This window comes from Pseudomonas sp. 2FG (genome assembly GCF_005502935.1).
Lineage (GTDB): Bacteria > Pseudomonadota > Gammaproteobacteria > Pseudomonadales > Pseudomonadaceae > Aquipseudomonas.
This window is the reverse complement of sequence record NZ_SCMP01000002.1, coordinates 315,697-340,892: the sequence shown is the minus strand read 5'-3', so window position 1 is coordinate 340,892 and position 25,196 is coordinate 315,697. Positions and strand designations below refer to the sequence as shown.

Annotated in this window: 21 protein-coding genes; 10 read left to right on the top strand and 11 right to left on the bottom strand. The window is 63.8% G+C overall.

Annotated features, from left to right (window positions below; genetic code table 11):
• The 3 genes from FFS13_RS03450 to FFS13_RS03440 all read right to left on the bottom strand — a co-directional run.
• The coding region (locus FFS13_RS03450) for an aminotransferase (RefSeq protein WP_171006406.1) at positions 1–836 on the bottom strand (836 nt) is incomplete at its 3' end.
• Positions 837–969: 133 nt separating this feature from the next.
• Complete coding sequence (locus tag FFS13_RS03445) at positions 970–2,328, bottom strand: glutamine synthetase family protein (RefSeq protein WP_137817716.1); 1,359 nt, start codon at positions 2,326–2,328, stop codon at positions 970–972.
• A 43-nt stretch (positions 2,329–2,371) separates the two neighbouring features.
• Complete coding sequence (locus tag FFS13_RS03440) at positions 2,372–3,124, bottom strand: gamma-glutamyl-gamma-aminobutyrate hydrolase family protein (protein WP_137817715.1); 753 nt, start codon at positions 3,122–3,124, stop codon at positions 2,372–2,374.
• Between the two features lie 277 nt (positions 3,125–3,401).
• Here FFS13_RS03440 and FFS13_RS03435 point away from each other — a divergent pair, with 277 nt between their 5' ends.
• The 5 genes from FFS13_RS03435 to aguA all read left to right on the top strand — a co-directional run bounded on the left by FFS13_RS03435 (position 3,402) and on the right by aguA (position 9,228).
• Positions 3,402–4,778: a glutamine synthetase family protein gene (locus FFS13_RS03435; protein ID WP_137817714.1), complete on the top strand. Its 1,377-nt coding sequence runs from the start codon at positions 3,402–3,404 to the stop codon at positions 4,776–4,778.
• A gap of 261 nt (positions 4,779–5,039) precedes the next feature.
• Positions 5,040–6,113 carry an extracellular solute-binding protein gene (locus tag FFS13_RS03430; protein WP_137817713.1) on the top strand — a complete coding sequence of 358 codons (1,074 nt, stop codon included), beginning with the start codon at positions 5,040–5,042 and terminating at the stop codon, positions 6,111–6,113.
• Positions 6,114–6,170: 57 nt separating this feature from the next.
• Entirely contained in the window at positions 6,171–6,809 is a 639-nt protein-coding gene (locus FFS13_RS03425) for a TetR/AcrR family transcriptional regulator (RefSeq protein WP_137817712.1), read from the top strand.
• Between the two features lie 286 nt (positions 6,810–7,095).
• Positions 7,096–7,974 carry an N-carbamoylputrescine amidase gene (aguB, locus tag FFS13_RS03420; RefSeq protein ID WP_137817711.1) on the top strand — a complete coding sequence of 293 codons (879 nt, stop codon included), beginning with the start codon at positions 7,096–7,098 and terminating at the stop codon, positions 7,972–7,974.
• Between the two features lie 147 nt (positions 7,975–8,121).
• Positions 8,122–9,228 (top strand): agmatine deiminase, encoded by a 1,107-nt coding sequence (gene aguA / locus FFS13_RS03415; protein WP_137817710.1) that lies wholly within the window; start codon positions 8,122–8,124, stop codon positions 9,226–9,228.
• Positions 9,229–9,328: 100 nt separating this feature from the next.
• Here the strand turns inward: aguA and FFS13_RS03410 are convergent, their stop codons facing one another.
• Together FFS13_RS03410 and desA are read right to left on the bottom strand one after the other, a co-directional pair.
• A complete protein-coding gene (locus FFS13_RS03410; protein ID WP_137817709.1) occupies positions 9,329–10,300 on the bottom strand; it encodes a sensor domain-containing diguanylate cyclase in 972 nt (323 codons plus the stop codon).
• 109 nt (positions 10,301–10,409) lie between these two features.
• Complete coding sequence (gene desA, locus FFS13_RS03405) at positions 10,410–11,597, bottom strand: delta-9 fatty acid desaturase DesA (RefSeq protein ID WP_137817708.1); 1,188 nt, start codon at positions 11,595–11,597, stop codon at positions 10,410–10,412.
• A gap of 161 nt (positions 11,598–11,758) precedes the next feature.
• Here desA and dibA point away from each other — a divergent pair, with 161 nt between their 5' ends.
• From dibA to FFS13_RS03385, 4 genes are all read left to right on the top strand, one after another.
• Positions 11,759–13,687 (top strand): phosphodiesterase DibA, encoded by a 1,929-nt coding sequence (dibA, locus tag FFS13_RS03400; protein WP_137817707.1) that lies wholly within the window; start codon positions 11,759–11,761, stop codon positions 13,685–13,687.
• A 78-nt stretch (positions 13,688–13,765) separates the two neighbouring features.
• Entirely contained in the window at positions 13,766–14,392 is a 627-nt protein-coding gene (locus tag FFS13_RS03395) for a bifunctional 2-polyprenyl-6-hydroxyphenol methylase/3-demethylubiquinol 3-O-methyltransferase UbiG (RefSeq protein WP_137817706.1), read from the top strand.
• 308 nt (positions 14,393–14,700) lie between these two features.
• Complete coding sequence (locus FFS13_RS03390; RefSeq protein ID WP_137817705.1) at positions 14,701–15,522, top strand: ABC transporter substrate-binding protein; 822 nt, start codon at positions 14,701–14,703, stop codon at positions 15,520–15,522.
• A 138-nt stretch (positions 15,523–15,660) separates the two neighbouring features.
• Entirely contained in the window at positions 15,661–16,407 is a 747-nt protein-coding gene (locus FFS13_RS03385) for a hypothetical protein (protein ID WP_137817704.1), read from the top strand.
• A gap of 69 nt (positions 16,408–16,476) precedes the next feature.
• On the opposite strand, the gene FFS13_RS03380 is transcribed toward FFS13_RS03385, so the two are convergent.
• Positions 16,477–17,001: a DUF962 domain-containing protein gene (locus tag FFS13_RS03380; protein WP_137817703.1), complete on the bottom strand. Its 525-nt coding sequence runs from the start codon at positions 16,999–17,001 to the stop codon at positions 16,477–16,479.
• Between the two features lie 89 nt (positions 17,002–17,090).
• Here FFS13_RS03380 and FFS13_RS03375 point away from each other — a divergent pair, with 89 nt between their 5' ends.
• Entirely contained in the window at positions 17,091–17,780 is a 690-nt protein-coding gene (locus FFS13_RS03375) for a Crp/Fnr family transcriptional regulator (RefSeq protein ID WP_137817702.1), read from the top strand.
• A gap of 235 nt (positions 17,781–18,015) precedes the next feature.
• On the opposite strand, the gene FFS13_RS03365 is transcribed toward FFS13_RS03375, so the two are convergent.
• The 5 genes from FFS13_RS03365 to gabD form a co-directional block, all read right to left on the bottom strand.
• The gene (locus FFS13_RS03365) at positions 18,016–18,375 is read right to left on the bottom strand and encodes a hypothetical protein (protein WP_256657802.1); all 360 of its coding nucleotides are present in this window, start codon (positions 18,373–18,375) and stop codon (positions 18,016–18,018) included.
• Between the two features lie 59 nt (positions 18,376–18,434).
• Positions 18,435–20,576 (bottom strand): FAD-dependent oxidoreductase, encoded by a 2,142-nt coding sequence (locus FFS13_RS03360; protein WP_137817701.1) that lies wholly within the window; start codon positions 20,574–20,576, stop codon positions 18,435–18,437.
• Positions 20,573–21,541, bottom strand: a complete 969-nt coding sequence (gene arsS, locus FFS13_RS03355; protein WP_218568595.1) for an arsenosugar biosynthesis radical SAM (seleno)protein ArsS — start codon at positions 21,539–21,541, stop codon at positions 20,573–20,575. The genes FFS13_RS03360 and arsS overlap by 4 nt, the downstream gene beginning before the upstream one ends.
• 458 nt (positions 21,542–21,999) lie before the next feature.
• Positions 22,000–23,280, bottom strand: coding sequence for a 4-aminobutyrate--2-oxoglutarate transaminase (gene gabT / locus FFS13_RS03350; RefSeq protein ID WP_137817699.1), 1,281 nt, complete (start codon positions 23,278–23,280; stop codon positions 22,000–22,002).
• Positions 23,281–23,529: 249 nt separating this feature from the next.
• On the bottom strand, positions 23,530–24,972 hold the full coding sequence (gene gabD / locus FFS13_RS03345; protein ID WP_137817698.1) for an NADP-dependent succinate-semialdehyde dehydrogenase: 1,443 nt from the start codon (positions 24,970–24,972) through the stop codon (positions 23,530–23,532).
• Positions 24,973–25,196: the final 224 nt, after the last annotated feature.

Here is a 25,196-nt window from a genome sequence, read left to right as displayed (position 1 = left end):
TAGTCGCTGCCGAACCACTCGCCGGTGCGGCCGAAGCCACAGATCACTTCGTCGGCGACGAACAGGATGTCGTACTTGGCGAGGATCTCGCGGATCTTCGGCCAGTAGCTGTCTGGCGGAATGATCACGCCGCCGGCGCCCTGGATCGGCTCGGCGATAAAGGCCGCGACATTCTCTTCGCCGACTTCGAGAATCTTCTTTTCCAGCTGCTCGGCGGCCCAGATGCCGAACTCGTCCGGGGTCATGTCGCCGCCTTCGCCGAACCAATAGGGTTGCGGGATGTGCACTATGCCCGGAATCGGCAGGTCGCCCTGCTCGTGCATGTACTTCATGCCGCCGAGGCTGGCGCCGGCCACGGTGGAGCCGTGGTAACCGTTGACGCGGCTGATGATGACCTTCTTCTGCGGCTGACCTTTGATCGCCCAGTAATGGCGCACCATGCGCAGCATGGTGTCGTTGCCTTCCGAGCCGGAGCCGGTGAAGAACACGTGGTTCATGCCGGCCGGCGCGATCTCGGCAAGCGCCTTGGCCAGCTCCAGCACCGGCGGGTGCGCGGTCATGAAGAAGGTGTTGTAGAACGGCAGTTCGCGCATCTGCTGGCTGGCGGCCTGCACCAGTTCCTCGCGGCCATAACCCAGCGCCACGCACCAGAGCCCGGCCATGCCGTCGAGGATCTTGTTGCCCTCGCTGTCCCAGATATAGACGCCTTCGGCCTTGGTAATGATCCGCGGGCCCTTCTCCTTCAGCTGTTTATAGTCGCTGAAAGGCGCCAGGTGGTGATCATTGCTCAGGGTTTGCCACTCGAGCGTCTGCGGGTTAGTCACTGGGCTATTCATATTCATACCTCGTTCAAACAGGTTCGGCGGGGCCGAACCTGGCATAGGGCGTAGGAGCGAATTCATTCACCCCGGGGCATCAAGTGAGGGACGAATGAGTCCGCCCCTACAGTTGGCACTGGCGCCCGTTCGATTACACCGCGAACAGCAGGAACTCACGCTCCCAGGAGCTGATCACCCGCTTGAAGTTCTCGTGCTCGGCACGCTTCACCGCGACATAGCCGCGGATGAACTTGCTGCCGAGGTAGTCTTCCAGCGTCTTGCAGTTTTCCATGCGCTCCAGGGCGTCCTCGATGGTCAGCGGCAGACGCAGGTTGCGCCGCTCATAGCCGCGGCCCTTGACCTGGGCGCTCGGCTCCAACTGCTCGACCATCCCGATGTAGCCGCACAACAAGCTGGCGGCGATGGCGATATAGGGGTTGGCGTCGGCGCCCGGCAGGCGGTTTTCCACCCGGCGGTTTTGCGGGCTGGCATCCGGCACGCGCAGGCCGACGGTACGGTTTTCTTCGCCCCACTCGACGTTCACCGGTGCCGAGGTATCCGGCAGGAAGCGGCGGAACGAGTTGACGTTCGGGGCGAACAGCGGCAACAGCTCGGGGATGAACTTCTGCAGGCCACCGATGTGGTGGAGGAACAGTTCGCTCATCGAACCATCGTCGTTGGAGAAGATGTTCTTGCCGGTTTTAATGTCGACGATGCTCTGGTGCAGGTGCATCGCGCTGCCTGGCTCGCCGGTCATGGGCTTGGCCATAAAGGTGGCGGCGACGTTATGTTTCAACGCCGCTTCACGCATGGTGCGCTTGAAGATGATGATCTGGTCGGCCAGGTGCAGGGCTTCGCCGTGACGGAAGTTGATCTCCATCTGCGCGGTGCCGTCCTCGTGGATCAGCGTATCGAGATCCAGCTCCTGGGCTTCGCACCAGTCGTAGACGTCCTCGAACAGCGGATCGAATTCGTTCGCGGCATCGATGGAGAACGACTGCCGGCCAGTTTCCGGGCGGCCGGAACGACCGATCGGCGCCTGCAGCGGGTAGTCCGGGTCATCGCTGCGCTTGGTCAGGTAGAACTCCATCTCCGGCGCGACTATCGGCTGCCAGCCCTTATCGCTATAGAGCTTGAGCACTTTCTTGAGGATGTTGCGCGGCGACAACTCGATGGGGTTGCCCAGCTTGTCGTAGGTGTCATGGATCACTTGGGCGGTGGGCTCGATGGCCCAGGGCACGAGGAACACGGCATTCTCGTCCGGACGACAGACCATATCGATATCGGCCGGGTCGAGCAGGTCGTAATAAATGTCGTCTTCCACGTAGTCACCGGTGACCGTCTGCAGCAGTACGCTTTCAGGTAAGCGCATGCCCTTCTCGTCGATGAACTTATTGGTCGGCGCGATCTTGCCACGGGAGATTCCGCTAAGATCACTGATAAAGCATTCAACTTCAGTGATTTTGCGTTCTTTCAGCCAACTAGTGAGTTGGTCGAGTTTGGGACTCATAAAGACCTCAGGGGGGATTGAGAGCCTAACGGCATAGTTAAGCTCAGCGTTGACTCGCCCGCTTGCGACAGGCATCTCCAAATGCCTGGAAGATGGCGAGGTATTCGGGATTCGAGCGTACTTGCCACTCCGGGTGCCACTGCACCCCAAGGGCAAAGCTCTTGGCTCCCTCGACCGAGATGGACTCGATCAGCCCGTCAGGAGCCAAAGCCTCGACACGCAGGCCCGGCGCCAGACGTTCAACGCCCTGACCATGAATCGAATTGACGAGGATCTCGTCCGGCAAGCCGAGGCCGGCGAGGACACCGCCCGACTGCACGTGCAGCGGGTGGCGGGGGGCGTATTGGACTTCCAGCGGCTCGTTCTCCGGCTCGCGGTGATCCATAAAGGGGCCGACCTCATGCACCTTCTGGTGCAGGCTGCCGCCGAAGGCCACATTTATTTCTTGGAAGCCGCGGCAGATACCGAGCAGCGGAACACCGGCGGCCACGGCCGCACGAATCAGCGGCAAGGTGGTGCGGTCACGCTCGGGGTCGTGCTGAGTGCCTGGCGGACTGGCCTGGCCACTGTAGTGCTGAGGTTCGACATTCGACGGCGAGCCGGTAAACAACAAGCCGTCTAGACTCTCTAATAAGGTCGGTTGGTCGATCAGCTCAGCCAGTGACGGAATGATCAGCGGCAAGCCACCGGCGCCGACGGCCACCGCACGGACGTATTTGTCGCCCGCTATATGGTGGGGATGGAGGCCAATCTGCTTGGAGCAGGCGATAACGCCGATTAACGGCAGGCGCGACATGAGATACCCGTTTTATTGCTGTTATGGGTTTGAACCGAGCTTAGCCTTGTTCATTTTTTTACACAATACTTATGTAAAAAATTAAACACACCTTCGCTGAGCACCGCGCAGGCCAAGGCCGCGAGAGGGTTTGCAATGCCCTGCAGCGCCCTAAAAACGGCCGCCACGCCCCTTTTTAAGGCGAAATGTGGCACTATTGACAGGGTGAGGCGTTTGAGATTGACTCACACCCCATCAGTCGAATGATTGATATTTTTAACAATAAAGGTGTTGCATCATGTCGGTTCCTCCGTGTGCCGTTCAGCTTAATGAAGCGAATGATTTTCTTAAGAAACATCCCGAGGTTCAGTTCGTCGACCTCCTAATTGCAGATATGAATGGCGTGGTGCGCGGCAAGCGCATTGAGCGCGCCAGCCTGCACAAGGTCTATCAGCGCGGCATCAACCTGCCCGCCTCCCTGTTTGCACTCGACATCAATGGCTCCACGGTAGAGAGCACCGGCCTCGGCCTGGATATTGGTGATTCCGACCGGGTTTGTTACCCCATTCCCAACACCCTGTGCAACGAGCCCTGGCAGAAGCGTCCTACCGCTCAGCTGCTGATGACCATGCACGAGATGGAAGGCGAGGCCTTCTTTGCCGACCCACGCGCCGTGCTGCAGCAGGTAGTCAGCAAATTCGATGCGCTGGGTCTGACCATCTGTGCGGCGTTCGAGTTGGAGTTCTACCTGATCGACCAGGCCAACGTGAACGGCCGCCCGCAACCCCCGCTGTCGCCGCTCTCGGGCAAGCGCCCGCAATCCACCCAGGTCTATATGATCGACGACCTGGACGAATATGCCGAATGCCTGCAGGACATCCTCGAAGGGGCCAAAGAGCAGGGCATTCCGGCTGACGCCGTGGTCAAGGAAAGCGCCCCGGCGCAGTTCGAGATCAACCTGCACCACGTCGCCGACCCGATGAAGGCCTGCGATTACGCGCTGCTGCTCAAGCGCCTGGTGAAGAACATCGCCTACGACCATGAAATGGATACCACCTTCATGGCCAAGCCTTACCCGAACCAGGCTGGCAACGGGCTGCATGTGCACATCTCGATTCTCGACAAAGATGGCAACAACATCTTCAAGAGCGAAGAGCCGGTAGAGAACGACGCGCTGCGTCATGCCATCGGCGGCATCATCGAAACCATGCCGGCGTCGATGGCGTTCCTCTGCCCGAACGTCAACTCCTACCGGCGTTTCGGCGAGAAGTTCTTCGTGCCGACTTCGCCGACCTGGGGCGTGGACAACCGCACCGTAGCACTGCGCGTGCCGAACGATTCGGCCGATGCCGTGCGCATCGAGCACCGGGTTGCCGGCGCCGATGCCAACCCCTACCTGCTGATGGCCTCGGTGCTGGCGGGCATTCACCACGGCCTGACCAACAAGGTCGAGCCCGGTGCGCCGGTCGAAGGCAATGCCTACGAGCAAAACGAGGCCAGCCTGCCGAATAACCTGCGCGACGCCCTGCGCGAGCTGGACGACAACGAGATCATGGCGCGCTATATCGACCCGAAATACATCGATGTGTTCGTCGCCTGCAAGGAAAGCGAGCTGGCCGAGTTCGAGTACTCGATCTCCGACCTCGAGTACAACTGGTATCTGCACACCGTGTAACTAAGACCCGACGCCGGCCCTAGCCGGCGTCGTTTTATCGGGCGACAACCAGCAATCATTCGCCGCGCCCGTGGTTCCGCGCCGCGGCCGAGAGCTGCAGCGCTCATAGCGCAAGCCGCCAAGCCAAGCACGTGCAACCTCAGCCAGCAGAACAAGCCCCAGGCCCGCTCGGCGCCGCTCAGCTTGGATAGATGGAACTCATCCGTGGCGCCCAATGCCGGTGCTGCACATGCTGTGAACCGACACTTAAGGAAGGTCGTCATGCCCCGCTTTCTCGCTCCGCTGCTGTTCGCTTTGACTCCGCTACTGGCCACCCCGCTGCCGGCCGCTGCCGAGGAGCTGATCCGTGTCTACAACTGGGACGACTACATAGCGCCGCAGGTGCTCACGGACTTCGAGAAGGAGACCGGCATCCGCGTCGAGTACCACACCTTCGACACCGCCGAAGAATTGGAGAAAGCCCTCGCCAGCGGCGAGGCGATCGACATCGCGGTGCCCACCCACAGCGATCTGCCAGCCCTGATCAAAGCCGGGCGCCTGCAGCCGCTGGATATGACCAAACTGCCCAATCGCCAGCACCTGGATAAACCCCTGCTGAGCAAGCTCGCGGCGGTCGATCCGCAGAACCGCTATGCGATTCCCTACCTGTGGGGCGCCATCGGCCTGGCGGTGAATACCCGACTGGCGGAACAGGCCTTCGGTGGCCCGCTACCCGATAGCTGGAGCCTGTTGTTCGATCCCGAGAAGAGCAAGCGCCTGGCCAGCTGCGGGATCGGCGTCTTGGATGCCCAGGACGAAGTCCTCTCCGTGCTGCTGAACTACCAGGGACACAGCCTCGCCCACAGCCCGCCGAGACAGATCAAACGGGCCGGCGAGGTGCTCAATGAGTTGCGCCCGCAGCTCAAATACGTCGACAGTGCGCGCTATCTCGACGACTTGCAGCAAGGTCGGCTGTGCCTGGCCGTGGCCTGGGCCGGCGACGCCCTGGCCGCTGCCGATACCGGCCAGCCGGTGCGCTTCGTGATACCGCAGGAAGGCTCGGTGGTGTTTATCGACAACCTGGTGATTCCCAGCAGCGCGCAACGGGCCGACCTCGCCCACCGCTTTATCGACTACCTGATGCGGCCCAAAGTGGCGGCGCTGACCACCGCGCAAACCCTCTACCCGAGCGGCAATGCCGACGCCAAGCAGTTCCTCGAGCCGGCGCTGCGCGAGCAGCCCGGTCTCTATCCGGACCGCGACACCAAGCGCCGCCTGTTCGCCCTGGAAACCCTACCGGAGAAGCTCGGCCCGATACGCGACGAGGTCTGGGTGCGCTTTCGCGACGGCAGCTGACTTGCCGAACGGCGCGGGCTGACGTCCAATAGCACCTCCTAAGCAGAGGTGACCGTCATGCAGCGCCCCGCTACCGCCCGCAAACCACGCGCCAGCAGCCAGGCACGGATCGCCGGGATACTCGCCGCCGCCCGTGCCTTGCTGGCCGAAGAGGGGGTCGCCGGGCTGTCGATCTACAGCGTGGCCGAGCGCGCGGAGATGCCGCCGTCCTCGGTCTATCACTTCTTCGCCAGCGTGCCGGCCATCCTCGAGGCCCTCACCGCCGATGTGCATGCGGCCTTCCGCGCCTGCCTGCAACAGCCGATCGAGCACGGCGCCCTGCGCGACTGGCGCGATCTCTCGCGGCTGGTCGAGCAACGCATGCTGGCGATCTATGCCGCCGACGCCGCCGCCCGCCAACTGATCCTCGCGCAGCACGGCCTGAGTGAAGTCACCCAGGCCGACCGCCAGCACGACATCGAACTCGGCCAGCTGATGCACGAGTTGTTCGACCGCCACTTTCCGCTGCCACTGTTGCCAGCAGAAATCGACGTGTTCGCCCTGGCTCTGGAGCTTAGCGATCGGGTGTATGCACGCTCGGTGCAACTGCACGGACAGATCACGCCGCGCCTGGCCGAGGAAGGCATGCGCGTCTTCGATGTTTATCTTGGTCTCTACCTGCCGCCTTACCTGCCCAAGCGCGACCCGCAGCCCTAGACCATCCGCAGCGATCAATACGGCCAACGACCACATTGAGCCGGGTGCATGGTGCCGGGCTTATTGCACCCGACCAACCCGCACAAAACAGATATTTATCGGTATTTTTATCGTTAAAGATCTTTCGATAGAAAAAATAAGCTTCTAAAGCAGATTTTTATCGACTATAAAGTCAGCAACCGCACGGCAGGCCTTCGTCTGCCGCCACGGCATTGCCACAGCTGTCTGCTAGCGTCTGATGACCCCCGCAGATGATCCAGTCGTAATCACTCTTACGAGGTGTTCCATGTCCCGTATCGTCACCGTCGCCGCCACGCAGATGGCTTGTTCCTGGGATCGCACGGCGAATATCGCCAACGCCGAGAAGCTGGTGCGCGAAGCCGCCGCCAAAGGCGCGCAGGTCATCCTGATCCAGGAACTGTTCGAGACTCCGTATTTCTGCCAGAAACCGAATCCGGACTACCTGCAGTTGGCCACCAGCACGGAAGAGAACGCCGCCATCGCGCACTTCCAGAAGATCGCCAAGGAACTGCAAGTGGTGCTGCCGATCAGCTACTTCGAGCATGCCGGGCGCGCACGCTATAACAGCATCGCGATCATCGACGCCGACGGCAGCAACCTCGGCATCTACCGCAAGAGCCATATCCCGGACGGTCCTGGCTACCACGAGAAGTACTACTTCAACCCAGGCGACACCGGCTTCAAGGTTTTCCAGACCCGTTACGCCAAGATCGGCGTGGCCATCTGCTGGGACCAGTGGTTCCCGGAAAGCGCGCGCAGCATGGCGCTGCTCGGCGCCGAACTGCTGTTCTACCCGACCGCCATCGGCAGCGAGCCGCATGACCCGAGCATCACCTCGCGCGAACACTGGCAGCGCGTGCAACAGGGCCACGCCGGGGCGAACCTGATGCCGCTGATCGCCAGCAACCGCATCGGCCGCGAAGACCAAGGCGACTACCACATCAACTTCTACGGCTCGTCCTTTATCGCCAACCAGTTCGGCGAGAAGGTCGCGGAGCTCAACCAGACCGAGGAAGGCGTGTTGGTGCACAGCTTCGACCTGGATGCGCTGGAACATACCCGCAGCGCCTGGGGCGTGTTCCGCGACCGCCGGCCGAACCTCTACGGCCCGATCAAGACGCTGGACGGCGAGCTGCAGTCCTGACCCGGCCCGCCCGGATTGCGCGCCCCCTGATCCGGGCCACAGGCTATTTGTTGTAGGAGCGGGCCATGCCCGCGATATCCGGTGTTTCGCGGGCATGGCCCGCTCCTACGGTCAGAACTCCCCCTTTTGGCAACAGGTTCGACACTAATGAAAACCCTAAACAGCACCCCGCGCACCGATGGCTTCCGCATGCCGGCCGAATGGGAAGCGCATAGCCAGACCTGGATGGTCTGGCCGGAGCGCCCGGACAACTGGCGCCTCGGCGGCAAGCCGGCGCAAGCCGCGTTCACCGCGGTGGCCACGGCCATCGCGCGCTTCGAGCCGGTGACCGTGTGCGTCAGCGCCGGGCAATACGAAAACGCCCGCGCACGGCTCGACGAGCCCAATATCCGCCTAGTCGAAATCACTACCGACGACGCCTGGGTGCGCGACACCGGGCCAACCTTCGTAACCAACAGCCAAGGCGAAGTCCGTGGCGTGGACTGGACCTTCAACGCCTGGGGCGGCTTCGACGGCGGCCTGTATGCGCCGTGGCTGCGCGACGATCAGGTGGCCAGCAAGATCCTCGAGATCGAGCGCTGCCCGCGCTATCGCACCGAAGGCTTCGTACTGGAAGGCGGCTCCATCCACGTGGATGGCGAAGGCACGCTGATCACCACCGAAGAATGCCTGCTCAATCGCAACCGCAACCCGCACCTCGGTCGCGAAGAGATCGAAGCGCTGTTGCGCGAGCACCTGGCGGTGGAGACGGTGATCTGGCTGCCGGACGGCCTGTTCAACGACGAGACCGACGGCCACGTCGACAACTTCTGCTGCTACGTGCGCCCGGGCGAAGTGCTGCTGGCCTGGACCGACGATGTGCAGAACCCCAACTACCCGCGTTGCCAGGCCGCCATGCGCGTGCTGGAAAGCGCGAAAGATGCCCAAGGCCGCAGCCTGGTCGTGCACAAGATGCCGATCCCCGGGCCGCTCTACGCCACCGATGCGGAATGCGCCGGCGTCGATCTGGTCGCCGGCACCCAGGAGCGTGACCCGTCGATCCGCCTGGCCGGCTCCTACGTCAACTTCCTGATCGTCAACGGCGGCATCATCGCGCCGAGCTTCGACGACCCGAAAGATGCCGAGGCCCGCGCCATCCTCCAACGCCTGTTCCCGGCCCATGAGGTGGTGCTGGTGCCCGGCCGGGAGATCCTCCTCGGCGGCGGCAATATCCACTGCATCACCCAGCAACAACCCGCGCCGCAACGGCGCTGAGGCATCACCCAGGCCTGGCGCTCGACAGCGGCGCCAGGCCTGGGTGCGGAGCGGCTGGCGCTGCGCCTGCAGATAAAGAGCAACAGCCCCCGGCGCCGGTTCAGGCCGAGACGATCTGGTTCTTGCCCTGACGCTTGGCCTGGTACATGGCGGCATCGGCACGGGCGAACAGCGCATCGAGGGCGGCGTCATTGCTCCGCAGGCTGGTCAGCCCCTGGCTGACGGTGACGCCGAAGACTTGCTCATCACAGCTGAACGTCAGCCGCTGGATTTCCCGCTGCAGGCGTTCGGCGATTTGCTCGGCCAACTCTGGTGCACAGTGGGGAAACAGCGCGGCGAATTCCTCGCCGCCGATGCGCCCAAACAGGTCACCGCGCCGGAGCGCACCGGCGCCACACTGGGCGATGCGCTGCAGCACCACGTCGCCCATCTGATGGCCATGGCTATCGTTGATCGACTTGAAGTCATCCACATCCAGCAGCAGGAAGGCCAGTGGCGTACCGGCGCTGCGCGCTTGTCCGAACTCGTGCTGAGCGCATTCGAAGAAATGCCGGCGGTTGCTGCTCTGGGTCAGCACGTCGGTGGTCGCCAGGCGTTGCAGCTCGCCCTCCAGCTGCTTCTGCGCGGTGATGTCTTCGGCGATGCCGACCACGATCAACGGCTTGCCGGCGGCGCACTGGCGGCTGACGAAGCATTTGTCGCTGAGCCAGCGCAGCTGCCCGTCGGCGCGCAGGATGCGGTATTCACGGGCCTCGACCGCGCCCTTGACCAGCACCTCGGCCAGGCTCGCGGCGGCGTACTCGACGTCGTCCGGGTAGATGCTATTGAGCCACTCGCCATAATCGGCCAACAGCAGCCCGGCGGAGCGGCCGAAGACCCGTTCGTAAGCCGGACTGACGTAGATGATCCGCTGCGTTTGCCAGTCGAAGGCCCAGAGCACCGCGTTGACGCTGTCGAGCAGGGAACTGAACAACTGCTCGCGTTCACGCAAGCGCTCGACTTCCCCACGGCTGTGCAGCAAAGCCAGGGTCAGCGCCTCGAGCTCCGGCGGTAGAGGGGTCTGCTCGTCCATCAGAATCCCTCCCGGGTGAATCCATGGGTGACCTCTGCAGCATACTGCGCCTGCCCCGCGCGCAACAAAAAGCCCGCCGAACGGCGGGCTTGAGTCGAGCAGGCAAGGCTTAAGCCAGGGCTGCCGGGCGGAGCGAGTAGGTCTTCAGCTGTTCGGCGAAATCGCGCAGCGATTGGATGCCACTGGCCTCGGCCTCGTGCACCCAGACCTTCATCGCTTCGAGCATGTCGTGGCCGTTGGCACTGGTTTTCACCCAGATCTGCTGCAGCGCCAGGCGCTTCTCGTAAATCACCTTGAGCGCCTGGCTCTGCTCCAGCATGACCTGGATGCGCGCGTGGTGCTGGTCCTCCAGCAGGCTGGTCTCACGCGACAGCAGCCGCTTGGCGCGGTGGAATTGATGGCGAACCGAGGCGTCGGCCTTGGCCAGTTCTTGCTTGACCAACGGCCCGATCACCAACTTGCGGTACTGCGCCATGATCTGGAAGCGGTTGTTGAGGATCGCCATGGCGGTATCCATGTCCAGGTTGCCCTTGCCGGCCACCCGGTGGGCAATCGGCGCGACCCGCTGCACCTTCGCCAGGCGCAAGCAGCTGAACAGCTGGATCCAGGCCCAGCCCATATCGAACTCCCACTTCTTCACCGACAACTTGGCCGAGTTCGGGTAGGTGTGGTGGTTGTTGTGCAGCTCTTCGCCGCCGATCAGGATGCCCCAGGGCAGCAGGTTGGTGGCGGCGTCGCGGCATTCGAAGTTGCGATAGCCGACCGCATGGCCAAGGCCGTTGATCACCCCCGCGGCCCACACCGGAATCCACATCATCTGCACGGCCCAGACGGTGATGCCGATCACGCCGAACAAGGCCAGGTCGGCGATGGCCATCAACACGATGCCGCCCATCGGGAAGCGCGAATAAAGGTTACGCTCGATCCAGTCTTCCGGGCAGTTCTTGCCGTAGATGCGCAGGGTCTCGGGGTTTTGCGCTTCCGCGCGATACAGCTCGGCGCCGGTGCGTAGGACGGTGGCCAGCCCCTTGATCACCGGGCTGTGGGGGTCGTCGACGGTCTCGCATTTGGCGTGGTGTTTACGGTGGATCGCCGTCCACTCGCGGGTGTTCTGGCCGGTGGTCAGCCACAGCCAGAAGCGGAAGAAGTGCTTGAGGGCCGGGTGCAGCTCCAGCGCGCGGTGCGCCGAGTAGCGGTGGAGGTAGACGGTGACCGCGACTATGGTCACGTGCGTCATCAGCAGGGTGACCGCCAGCACTTGCCAGGCCGACAGGTCGAGAAAGCCGTTGTACCACATAGAAAACCTTGCCTCGGGGGTGATGAACTCATAGCTTGTCGGACAAGCTCGAGGGCATTATCCCTGAGCCTTGTCAGAAAACCAGTCGGTCTTTTAGATCAAAATATGCGCCTCACCCCTCTATCCATGCTGCCCGTGCTCGACTCGAGGCGCCCTCCTGGATGACTAATTACCGTAGCGCCCTGCACCTCAGCTTGATCTACCTGTTCAGCGCCGGCCTCTGGGTGTTCTGCAGCGACTACCTGCTAACCGAACTGGGCCTGCACATGGCGCAACTGGAACGCCTGCAACTGGCCAAGGGCCTGGGCTTTGTCCTGCTCACCGGACTGCTCCTGCACCAGATACTGCGCAACCATGAACGCCAGCAAGGGCGGGCCATGCGCGACCTGCAAATGAACCTGGAGCGTCTGCGCCAGGCGGCGGCGGTGTTCGAGGCCACCCAGGAAGGGGTGCTGGTGACCGATGCGCAGACGCGCATCAGCCATATCAATCCGGCGTTTTCCCGCATCACCGGCTATCAGCAAGGCGAGATCCTCGGCGCTACGCCGAAACTGCTGAAATCCGGCCGGCATGACCCGAGCTTCTATCAACAACTGTGGCGGAGCCTGCACCAGCACGGCAGCTGGAGCGGCGAGGTGTGGAACCGGCGCAAGAATGGCGAGGTTTACCCCCAGTGGCAGTGCATCCGGGTCATTCACGATGAACAAGGCCGCATCAGCCACTATGTCGCGGTGTTTTCCGACCTCAGCGCGCTCAAACGCTCGCAGTACGAGTTGGATTACCTGGCCCATCATGATCCGCTGAGCGACCTGCCCAACCGCCTGCTGTTCACCGAGCGCGTCGAGCAGGCGCTGGGGCACGGGCGGCGCGATAAACCGGGTGGCGCGGTGCTGCTGATCGACCTCGATCACTTCAAGCACATCAACGAAAGCCTCGGTCACAGCGCCGGCGACCAGCTGTTGAAGCAGGTCGGCGAGCGCCTGCAGGCGCAGCTGCACGAGGGCATGACCCTGGCACGCCTGGGCGGCGATGAGTTCGGCCTGCTGTGCGAGGGCTGCCACCGGCCCGAACAGGCCGCCGCCATCGCCGAACGCCTGCTGGCTGCGCTGCGCCGGCCGTTCAAGCTCGAGGGCCAGGAGCTGTTTATCGGCGCCAGCCTCGGCCTCAGCCTGTTCCCCGGCGATGCGCAGAACGTCGAGCAGGTGCTGCGCAATGCCGACTCGGCCCTGTTCAAGGCGAAGCACAACGGGCGCGCAACCTACGCCTTCTACAGCCAGGAGCTGACCACCCTGGCCCAGCAGCGCGTCGAACTCGGCGCCCTGCTGCATCAGGCCTTGGAGCAGCAACAACTGCGGGTGTATTACCAGCCGATCTATGCCCTGGACGGCGGCCAGTTGCTGGGGGTCGAGTCACTGGTGCGTTGGCAGCATCCGCAACGCGGCCTGGTGCCACCGGGCGAGTTCATCCCGATTGCCGAGGAAAGCGGCTTGATCGGTGCCATCGACGCCTGGGTGCTGCAGCAGGCCTGCCGGCAGATGCGGCTGTGGCAGCAACAGGGGCTGAACCTGGAGTTTGTCGCGGTGAACGTCTCCAGCCGCCTGTTCAGCCGCGGCGAACTGGACACGCAGGTGATGCGGGTACTGGCGGAAACCGGTTTGGAGCCAGGCTGCCTGGAGCTGGAAATTACCGAAAGCGCGGTGATGGATAACCCGGATACCGCGTTGGCGCTGATGCAGCGCTTGTGCGCACTGGGCGTGCGCCTGGCCATTGACGATTTCGGCACCGGCTATTCCTCACTGGCGCGACTCAAACGCATGCCGGTGCACAAGCTCAAGCTGGATCAGAGTTTTGTTCGCGGCTTACCCGCCGATCAGGATGACGTGGCGATTGCCCGCGCCGTGATTACCCTGGGCCAAAGCCTGGGGCTGAAGGTGCTGGCCGAAGGCATCGAGCAGCCGGCCCAGGCGGAGTTTCTCCAGCACCTGGGCTGCGACCTCGGCCAAGGCTACCTGTTCGGCCACCCACAGCCGGCCGAGCGCCTAAGATCTCAGGTCGAACAACGCCCAGCGTTATTCAGCGTCACCACGTAGCTGCAACACGAGGAGTTGCAACCGGCTAGGATAGCGAGCTCAATGCGCTGAAACCCTGCAAGCTCACCGCGCATCCCCATGACACTCTCTGCCGACGACCTCGCCCACATCGCCGCCCTCACCCTCGAGCACTACAACCAGTGCGCCGAGGACTTCCGCGCCGGTACCCGCGATCACGATGTGAGCCAGAACATCGCCGCGTTGTTGCGCCATATCGAGGCCGAGCCGCCCTTTAGCCTCCTCGATTTTGGCTGTGGGCCGGGGCGCGATCTCAAGGTCTTCACGGGCTTGGGCCACCTGGCTGTCGGGCTGGATGGCTGTCCGCGCTTCGCCGAGATGGCGCGGGCCGACAGCGGCTGCGAGGTCTGGCAGCAGGACTTCCTCAGGCTCGAGCTACCGGCGGAGCGCTTCGATGGCGTGTTCGCCAATGCCGCGCTGTTTCATGTGCCGAGCCAGGAGTTGCCACGGGTGTTGCGGCAACTGCAGGCCACGCTGAAACCTGGCGGCGTGCTGTTCAGCTCCAACCCGCGCGGGGACAATCGGGAAGGCTGGAATGCCGAGCGTTATGGCGCTTACCACGACCTGCCGAGCTGGCGCCGCTACCTGATGGCAGCGGGCTTCCACGAACTCGAACACTATTACCGGCCGGCAGGCTTGCCGCGCGCGCAACAGCCGTGGCTGGCCAGCGTGTGGCGCAAGCTATAGCCGCGCCCTAAACCCGCAGCACAAGACAACGCAAACTCCATGCGCCCCACCCGCCGGGCGAGCAGAGGCGCCTCGCTCGGGCGACTCAAACGTATCGCGATGTGGGCCTTGCGCCGAGCCCGGCTGAGCTTGCGGCTGTCGGTGAACCGCTCCGTCAGGGTACCGGGGTGCCTGGCACGAAACGAGGCCCATCTGGCCGACCTTGAACGCCGGCCACGACCAACTATGCTCAGCTCGAGGCGCTGCAGAGCGCCGCCCGCCCTCGCCACGGCCGGGGCAGTCCTCCTTGAGCAAGGAAGTTCACTGACATGAGCTTTTTCCGCCGCTCCCTGCTGGTCCTGCTGGTCCTGCCGCTGCTCATGGCGCAAGGCCAGGCAGACGATCAGGTCGCCGCTCCGGTACGGGTCGGTTTCCTGGAATTTCCACCTTATTCCTATCGGGATGCCCTCGAGCGACCCGCCGGCTCGATGATCGACTTTGCCGAACGTCTGTTCGAACTGGCCGGGCTGCCGGTGGAGCTGACCCCCTATCCGCCGGCGCGCCTGTACAAGAACCTGCTGGATGGCTCGACCGAGGTCACCCTCGGTGCCCTGGGCAACCCCCTGCTGCGCGACCACACCCTGAACGGTGGCGAGGTGATCGGCTCGCTCAATCTCAACCTCTACTACCCCGCCGGCCAGCCGCCCCCGCAGCTGCCTCAGGACCTCGTCGGCAAGCGCCTGCTGCTGATCCACGGCTTCACCTACTGGGCCCCGGAGGCCCGCCAGCTCCTCGAGGATCGGAACCTGGAGCTGAGACTGCAGACCGCCAACAGCCACCTGGCGGCCCTCGAACTGCTCGACAAGCGGCGCGCCGATTACCTCCTCGACTACCAGATGCCGGTCGAAGACGCCCTGCGACAAAGTCAGCGCCCGGCGTTGCCAGCGCTGACCCTGCACAGCCTGCCGCTGGGGCTGATCTTCTCGCGCCATTCCATGCGCAGCGAGCTGCTGCGCCAACGCCTGGAGGGCGCCTACCAGCAACTCAAAGACAGCGGCGAGCTGCAGAGCTGGCGCCAAGCCATGCACCTGCAAGAAGTCGTCACCCCACGCGTCGCGACAGAAGCCCTCAGCGCCAAGCCAACCCCCTGACCGCCGGTCATTCACTGCGCAAATCAACCTTTCGGACTATTCCCGTCGGCCGCAGGCAGGGTAGGCTTGTACTGCGGTTAGGCTTGCGCTTGCCCCCTCGGCCCGACTGCTCACAACAACAATAAGGAGCACCTCGGTATGCCTCGTAACTCGTTGTTCCGCCTGCTGTTTGCCATGACCATCGGGCTATTGGCAGGCTTCGCCCCAGGCGCCTCCGCCACCCCCCTGACACCCCAGGAACAGATGCAGGTCTATGCCCTCCGCGCCACCAGCAGTCTGCTGCTGTATCGCGGCGAAGGCTTCCAGGCCAGTTATGCCCAGCGCGTGGACGACGACCTCGCCGCCTTGGCGGCGGCGCTGCAGAGCAGCCAGCCGGCGAGTGATGCGTTACGCAACAGCCACCAGGAACTTGTTACCCAGATTCGCCGCGGTGTTTCCTTCGGCCCCAACGAGGAGGATGTGCCTTGGTCCTACCAGAAGGAGCTGAGCAAGGCGCTGAGCGACTTCCTGCTGACCACCCATGGCCTGGCCAGCAACAGCGCGCAGGAGGAACTGCCGGTCAAGGTCGAATACCTGTCCGTGCAGTACCTGTTCCGCTCCTACATCGGCAGCTTCGAACTGCCCCGCGAGCTCAGTGAGCAGTACCTCGGCCAGGATGAACGGGTGCTGGTGCCGGACATCGATACTCGACTGGTCGCTTTGAATGACCAAGGCAATCCGGCGATCGGCAAAATCAAAACCCGCTGGAGCTACCTGAAAGTCGCCCTCAACGACATGAACAGCCAGAGCTCGGCGCTGGCCAGCGCTTCTGGCCGGCCCTTCGCACCGACCACCGTGGATCGCCACACGCGCACCCTGACCGAGCAGTTGATGAGCTTGAACTAAGCCGGCCCCGCAACAAAAAGTCAGGCAGCAACAAGCCGGCCCCGCGCCGGCTTTTTTGTTGGCGTGGGCTCAGACGGGGGCTTTCTTGGCGCGGATACAGGTGGGCCCGGCGCGCTCTTCCACGGCCTGACGAACCTCGTCACGCAGGCCGAGTAGAAACGCCAACTCGGCGACCACAAACAGCGGGCCGACCATCAGCCCCATCACATCATCGACAAAAGCGGGCTTACGGCCCTCGTAGTAATGGCCGATGAACTGGATGATCCAGCCGACCACGAACAGACCCAGACCGCCACTCAGCCAGACCAGCGTCGATTGCACGGCCAACACCTGGCCACCCCACAGACTGAACCCGAGCAGCGCCGTCATCAGCAGACCGAAACGCCGATCCAAGCGCAGGTAAAACCCCGCCGCCGCCAGCGCGGCGAGCGTCGCCGGTGACCACCACAGGCCCAGCGCCGACAGCCCTGGACGAGACAACAGGGCGGTGACGGCAAAGACGATCAGCGGCACGCCGATGAAGTGGCTGAAGATATTCCGGCGGTCGCGATGATAGGCCGCGTATTGGCCAAGGTGGTCGACCAGGGTTTTCATGCTGCTACTCCTCGAGTTGGGCTGACCTGATAATGCCGCGTAGCTAAGCTGTAGCACTGTCAGCTAGCCGACAAAGCCTTGGAAAAACCATGAATGATGCCCTGCGTTATCGCCAACGCCTGCTCGGCGGCCAGTGGTTCAATGCCCTGCCCGCCAGCCTGCAGGAGATGCTGCTGAGTAGCGCCCAAGTGCGCCGTTTGGAGGCCGGGCAGCGCTTGTTCAGCCGCGGCGACCAACCCTGTGGCCTGTATGCGGTGGTAGAGGGCGCGATCCGCATTGGCGCGGTCAGCGCGAGCGGCAAGGAAGCCTTGCTGAGCCTGGTCGAGCCGCCTTACTGGTTCGGCGAGATTTCCCTGTTCGACGCTCAACCGCGCACCCATGACGCCTTTGCCGAAGGGCCGACGACCCTGCTGCACGTGTCGCAAACGGCGCTGCTCAGCCTGCTCGAATGCGAACCGCAACACTGGCGCGACTTCGCCCTGCTGATGAGCCAGAAGTTGCGCCTGGCCTTTATCGCCCTGGAACAGATCAGCCTGCTACCCGCCGCGCCGCGCCTGGCCCGGCGCCTGCTGATGATCGCGGAGAATTACGGCGAGGGTGGACCGCGGCGGGTGATCCACCTGGCCCAGGAACAACTGGCGCTGATGCTGGCGATCTCGCGACAGACCACCAACCAGATCCTCAAGGAGCTGGAAGCCCAGGGCATCCTGCGCCTGACCTACGGCGCGATCGAAATCCTCGACCTTCAACGCCTGCGCCAGGCCGCGCAGCACTATTAAAACGTCGCGCTGCCCCGTAGCAGCGAGCTCTGCCAACACCGAAGCCGGATGACCTAACCCGGCAAGCGATGGCGCCGGATAAAGCCGCGGTCGAGGTAGTCCTTCCAGCAACCGCATAAACGCCCGCCGGCGCTCCATTCGCGCCAACTCAGCAGCGCCCCGCCATCGCCGGTGGCGAGCAGGCAGCACCCGCGCAGCACAGCCAAGCGGCCTAGTCGCCCAACCCACAGGCGACTCAAGGGCTGCGGAAACCCCAGACAATTTCCACCACCCGCAGCGCCAGGACGACGTAGACCAGACACACCGCCACCTGCAACAGCAGGTGGCGTTTCAAGCGGGCCAGCTTATGCAGACCGTCCCAGATGTTCAGCAGGGTGAGCACAGCGGCCAGTACCATCAGCCCCCAGCCAGCCGGACTCGAGACGGCCAGCCCCAAGAACAACTGCCGAGGATCGTGGAGCGCATTGGTGCCGGCGGCGAACAGCAGGGAGCACATCAGGAAATTGCGCAGGTTGTCGAAGATATCCTTGGCCAGACCCTGCTCGAGAACCTGGTTGAGGCGTTGCAGATAATCCTTGGCCATATGCTCGCCCATGCTGGGAATGGTCAGTGGGTCGCCGCGACCAAGGGCCGCGGCGCTACAACGACTTTAGCTCAGCCGCGCCGCCAACCATGCAGGCGCTTGAGCCAGCGCAGCAGGCCTCGCGGCGCATGGCCGCGCTTCCACTCGCCGGCGGCGTATTGGTTGGCTTCGGCCAGGGTCGGGTAGCTGTGGACGGTGCCGAGGATCTTGTTCAAGCCGAGGCCGTGCTTCATCGCCAGCACGTACTCGGCGAGCAGTTCACCGGCCTGTGCCCCAACTATGCTGACGCCGAGGATGCGGTCCTGGCCCGGCTCGCTGAGCACCTTCACGAAGCCGTGCGCCACTTCGTCGGCAATCGCCCGGTCCAGCTCCGCGAGATCGAAACGCGTGACCTCATAGGCAACTCCCTGCGCCTGGGCCTCGACTTCCGAGAGGCCGACCCGCGCCACTTCCGGGTCGGTGAAGGTGCAATGGGGAATCACCCGGTAATCGACCTTGAAGCGTTTAAAACTTCCAAATAGCGCATTCACCGCGGCGTACCAGGCTTGATGGGCGGCGACATGGGTGAACTGGTAAGGCCCGGTGACATCGCCCACCGCATAGATATTCGGCAAGCGGGTGGCCAGGTACTCATCGGTCTCCAGGGTACCGTTCGGCCGCACCACCAGCCCCAAGGCTTCGACACCGTAACCCTTCACGTTGGCCACCCGGCCGAGGGCCAGCAACAGACAGTCGAAGGCAATCACGATCTCTTCACCACTATCCAGCTGACGGGCGAGCAACCGCCGTTCGCCCTCCACCCGCTCGAAACGTTCGGCCTTGTGCCGCAGGCGCACATCGACCCCTTCACCGCGCAGGCTGGCCAGCACCAGCGCGCTGGCATCTTCGTCCTCGCGCGGTAGCAGGCGCGTATCCAGTTCCACCTGAATCACCTGGCTGCCGAGGCGCTGGAAGGCCTGCGCCAGCTCACAGCCAATCGGCCCACCACCGAGCACCAGCAGGCGCTTGGGCTGCTCACGCAGGCTCCAGATCGTGTCCGAGGTGAACGCCGGCAGGTCGGCCAGGCCGGGAATATCCGGCCACAGCGGCCGGCCACCGGCGGCGATGATGATGGCGCGGCTGCTCAGGAGCTGGCCGTTGACCTCCACCGTCCACGGCGAGCGGATGATCGCCGCGCCGGCAAGCACCTCGACGCCCAGTTCGCGATAGCGCTGCGGCGAGTCGTGCGGTTCGATGGTGGCGATCACCCGCTGAATGCGCTGCATCACCGCCGGGAAATCCACCTCGGCGCTGACCTGGGTAAACCCCAAGGCCGCGGCCTTTTTCAGCTCGGCCGCGAGCTTGGCCGAACGCAGCAGCGCCTTGGACGGCACGCAGCCGGTGTTCAGGCAGTCGCCGCCCATCTGCTGCTTCTCGATCAGGCTGACCTTGGCCTTCAGCGCCGCGGCGATATAGGCGCTGACCAACCCGCCGGCACCGGCACCTATCACCAGCAGGTTGCGCTGAAAGGTCTTCGGCTTGACCCAGCCGGCGTACGCCCGCCGCGCCTGGAGCCAGCCGAGCAGCCGGCGCGCCAGCAGCGGGAACAGGCCGAGCAGGACGAAGGCACCGAGCAGGCCAGGCGAAAGTATTCCGGCCAACGACTCCAGCTGACCGAGCTCGCGCCCGGCGTTCACATAGACCAGGGTGCCCGGCAACATGCCGAGCTGGCTGACCCACCAATAGGTCAGCAGCGGCAGGCGGGTCAGGCCCATCAACAGGTTGATCATGAAGAACGGAAACAACGGCACCAGACGCAAGGCGAACAGGTAGAAGCCGCCGTCGCTCTGCATGCCCTTCTCGATCCCGGCCAGTTGCCGGGCAAAGCGCCGCCGCACCCAGTCGCGCAACAAGAAGCGGCTGCTGAGCATGGCCAAGGCCGCGCCTAGGGTCGAGGCGAAGGACACCAACAGCACGCCTTGCCACAGGCCAAACAGCGCGCCGCCGAGCAGAGTCATCAGCGCCGCGCCGGGCAAGGACAACGCGGTCACCGCCACATAGGCCAGAAAGAACAGCAACGCCGCTTGCCCAGGCTGAGCCGCCACCTGGGCGAGCAGCGTCGCCTGCTGGGCCTTGAGGTACTCCAGGCCCACGTAGCGGTCGAGGTCGAAGGCAAAGAAGCCGCCCACCAGCAGCAGGATCAGGCTGAGCAGTGCCAGTTTGCGCGGATTCATCCGCTTAGCGCCCCACTGCAGCTGGAACCTTGGCCGGCGGTGCAGGCGAAGCAGTGGTCGCGGCCGACGATCGGATTACCGTCCAACTCGATCGCGAGCAGATCGCGCAGATGCGTGCGCGCACGGGCGATCAGTCGGTCCGGCTGCTCCAGCGGCAGATCGAGCATCTGATTGAAATCGCAGTCGTAGAGGTAACCCTGCCAATCGACGCTGACCAGCGAACGGCACATCAGCCCGTCGAGGTTTTCCGCCCGGTAGCTGTCGCGCAGCAGCTGCATGTAGGCGGCGAACTGGCCCTTGCTGACCAGGGTGCTGCCGAAGCGGGCAATCGGCTGGTTGGTGATGCACAGCAAATGATCGAAGCGGATGCCGAAGTCCTCACCCAGATGCTGCTTGTAGTCGGCCTCCAGCTGCGCCTGCGGCGGCGGCAAGTTGGGGCCTTGCGGGTTATAGACCAGATTGAGGACCAGCCCGCTGCCGGCTTGCCCATAGCCCAGCGCATTGAGCTGGTGCAGCCCCTGGATGCTGGCGTCGAATACCCCTTGGCCACGCTGGCGGTCGACGTTCTCCCGCGAGTAGCAGGGCAACGAGGCGGTGATCTCGACACCCTGGGCGGCGAGGAACGCGCCCAGATCCTCCTGGCCCGGCTCAGCGAGGATGGTCAGGTTGCAGCGATCGATCACCCGCAAACCTTCGCGCCGCGCGTGGCTGACCAGCTCGCGAAAGCGCGGGTGCAGCTCCGGCGCCCCACCGGTCAGGTCGAGGGTCTGCACCGGATGGGCGTCGATCACCCGATACAGAACCGCCAGGGTTTCGTCGCCCATGCTCTCGGTGCGGGTCGGCCCGGCGTTGACGTGGCAGTGCAGGCAGCGCTGGTTGCAGCGGTAGGTCAGATTGACCTGCAAGGCTTGCAGCGGCCCACGGCGCAGCGCAGGGAAGGTCAATTGATTGAGGAGCGGCAGCATGGCGTGCACGGCTAACTCCTTCGAGGGATATAGGCTATAGAGGATAACGGCGCGCCCCTGTTACAAGCCTAGTGCGTTACAGGCCCAATAGGCTGCCGCCGGCGCGCACGGCGCAATCTTCTATCTATAGACGCAATCGTCCTGTTTGGCAGTCCCGCCCGCACCTTCCGGCAGCATCTTTGCTGCGCGGTTGCGCCTGGCCTACAAAAAAAGTCTATGTACCAGTTAGGTGTTGCATGAGGCGTTTGGGGAAGTGCTCCTGCCTACAAGCTCAGCAATGGGTAGGGTGCGCCGTGCGCACCAGCGCAGGCCACGGGTTCTTGGTGCGCACGGCGCACCCTACGACGTCAGGTTACCTCGCACTCAAGCGCCGGGCGCCTGGGCGCAACACATAACGGCGACATAGCCAAAAAAAAGACCCGCCGAAGCGGGTCTCAGGACTGCCTGGCTGGTGAGCCCTAGGCGAGTTCGTTGAAGCACTCGGCGATGATCGCCAAGCCTTTGTCCAGCAGTGCGTCTTCGGCGGTGATCGGCACCAGCACGCGCAGGACGTTGCCGTAGGTACCGCAGGACAGCAGGATCAGCCCCTTGTCGCGGGCCTTGGCCACCACGGCGTTGACCAGCGCGGCCGCCGGCTTGTGGTGGTCGCCGTCTTCGAACAGCTCGACGGCGATCATGGCGCCGAGGGCGCGCACGTCACCGATGCTCTTGTGCTTGGCCTGGATGGCTTTGAGACCAGTCACCAGACGCTCGCCGACCGCTTTGCAGCGATCCAGCAGCTGTTCTTCCTCGAACACTTCCATCACCGCCAACGCGGCCACGCACGCCAGCGGGTTGCCGGCATAGGTGCCGCCCAGGCCACCCGGGGCGATGGCGTCCATGTATTCCGCCTTGCCGCACACACCGGCCAACGGGAAGCCGCCGGCGATGGATTTGGCGAAGGTGGTCAGGTCGGCAGTCACGCCCATCTGTTCCATGGCGAAGAAGGTGCCGGTACGGCCAGCGCCGGTCTGGACTTCGTCGGCGATCAGCAGGATGCCGTGCTGGTCGCAGAGGGCGCGCAGGCGCTGCATGAAATCTTTCGGCGCGACGTAGAAACCGCCTTCGCCCTGTACCGGCTCGATGATGATCGCGGCGATGTCTTTCGGCTCGGCGTCGTTCTTGAAGATCCGCTCGATGCTGGCGATCGCGTCATCGGTGCTGACGCCATGCAGTTCGCAGGGGTACTGGGCGCGGAAGATACCGCCGGGCATCAGGCCCATGCCGGCCGAGTACGGAACGACCTTGCCGGTCAGGCCGAGGGTCATCATGGTGCGGCCGTGGTAGCCGCCGGTGAAGGCGATGACGCCGGCGCGGCCGGTGGCGGCACGGGCGATCTTCACGGCGTTTTCCACCGCTTCCGAGCCGGTGGTGACCAGCAGGGTCTTCTTGGCGAAATCGCCCGGGACCTTGGCGTTGATCTTCTCGCAGACTTCCACGTAGGGCTCGTAGGCCAGTACCTGGAAGCAGGTGTGGGTCAGCTTGGTCAGCTGCTGCTGCACGGCGGCAACGACCTTCGGGTGCAGGTGACCGGTGTTGAGCACCGCGATGCCGCCGGCGAAGTCGATGAATTCACGCCCTTCGACGTCGATCACGCTGGCGTTCTTCGCCGACTCGGCGAAGATCGGGTGGATCTGGCCGACACCGCGCGGAACGGCGGCCTGGCGGCGTTGCATCAGGGATTCGTTAGTCTTGCTCATAGAGTCCTCATTCGCCGCTCATCGGTCGGCGCAGTTCAAGGAGTAACGCAGCCGGGGAAAGGCGCGGGCAGCATACGATGATCGACTGCCACGGCCCTGCCGACTGCTCAGGGGTTCTTTGTTGCTTTTTACCATCGGACTAGTAGCGAGCGAAGGTCTGGGCCGCACCCGCTCCCGGCGGGTAGCGGCATTTCCCACATCCATGTGGGTCACAAGGTGCAACGCAGCATCACCGATGCGCAGTAGCTACTAGATGCCGAGGCAGAGGTATTTGATTTCCAGATAGTCTTCGATGCCGTACTTGGAACCCTCACGGCCCAGGCCCGAGGCCTTGATGCCGCCGAACGGCGCCACTTCGGTGGAGATGATCCCGGTGTTGATGCCGACGATGCCGTACTCCAGCGCCTCGGCGACGCGGAACACCCGGCCCAGGTCGCGGGCATAGAAGTAGGACGCCAGGCCGAATTCGGTGTCGTTGGACATGGCGATCACCTCGGCCTCGTCCTTGAAGCGGAACAGCGGCGCCAGCGGGCCGAAGGTCTCTTCCTTGGCGACCGCGGCGTTGTTCGGCACGTTGACCAGGATGGTCGGCTCGAAGAAGTTGCCGCCCAGGCTGTTGCCGCCGGCGACCACCGTAGCGCCCTTGCTCACGGCGTCGGCGATATGCTCCTGAACCTTGGCCACGGCCTTCTCGTCGATCAGCGGGCCGGTGGTGATGCCGTCGTCCAGACCGTTGCCGATCTTCAGCTTGGCCACCGCGGCTTTCAGCTTCTCGGCGAAGGCGTCATACACGCCGTCCTGCACATACAGGCGGTTGGCGCACACGCAGGTCTGCCCGGCGTTGCGGTACTTGGAGGCGAGGGCGCCGTCCACCGCGGCATCCAGGTCGGCGTCGTCGAAGACGATGAACGGCGCGTTGCCGCCCAGTTCCAGCGAGACCTTCTTGATGTCCTTGGCGCATTCGGCCATCAGCTGGCGACCGATTTCGGTCGAGCCGGTGAAGGACAGCTTGCGCACTATCGGGTTGCTGGTCAGCTCGCCGCCGATGTCGCCGGCCGAGCCTGTGACCACGCTGAGCACGCCTTTCGGGATCCCGGCACGGTGCGCCAGTTCGACCAGCGCCAGGGCCGAGAACGGCGTCTGGCTGGCCGGTTTGATCACCATGGTGCAGCCGGCGGCCAGGGCCGGGCCGGCTTTGCGGGTGATCATCGCCGCGGGGAAGTTCCACGGGGTGATAGCCGCAGTCACGCCGATCGGTTGCTTGAGCACCAGCAGGCGCTTGTCCGGCTGGTGGCCGGGAATCACGTCGCCATAGACGCGCTTGGCTTCTTCGGCGAACCACTCGATGAAGGAGGCGGCGTAGACGATCTCGCCCTTGGCCTCGGCCAGCGGCTTGCCCTGTTCCTGGGTCATCAAGCGGCCGAGGTCGTCCTGGTTCTCGATCAACAGTTCGAACCAGCGGCGCAGCTTGTTGGCGCGGTCCTTGGCGGTCAGCGCGCGCCAGGCCGGCAGGGCCTTGTCGGCGGCCTCGATGGCACGCCGGGTTTCGGCGGCGCCCATTTTCGGCACGCTGCCGATGATCTCGTTGGTGGCCGGGTTGTTGACCTTGATAGTCTGGCCGTTGTCCGCGTCCACCCAGGCGCCGTCGATATAGGCTTGCTGGCGGAACAGTTGAGCGTCTTTGAGTTGCATGGCCGTCTCCTTTACCCCGACACACAGGCACCGGGCAGAATTGTTGTGACTCGACCCAGCTTAGACAGCTGCAGCCGGAAATAATGGATGACACGTCGTACCGACTGAGCCCTGACGGCGGCAATTGGAACAAGGTGCAGGCCGCTGAGTACGGTAAGCCCCTGTTCGCGTCGAAGGCGTTTGAAATCTCAAACGAATCCTAGGGTCGCGCCGGGCAAAGGGCA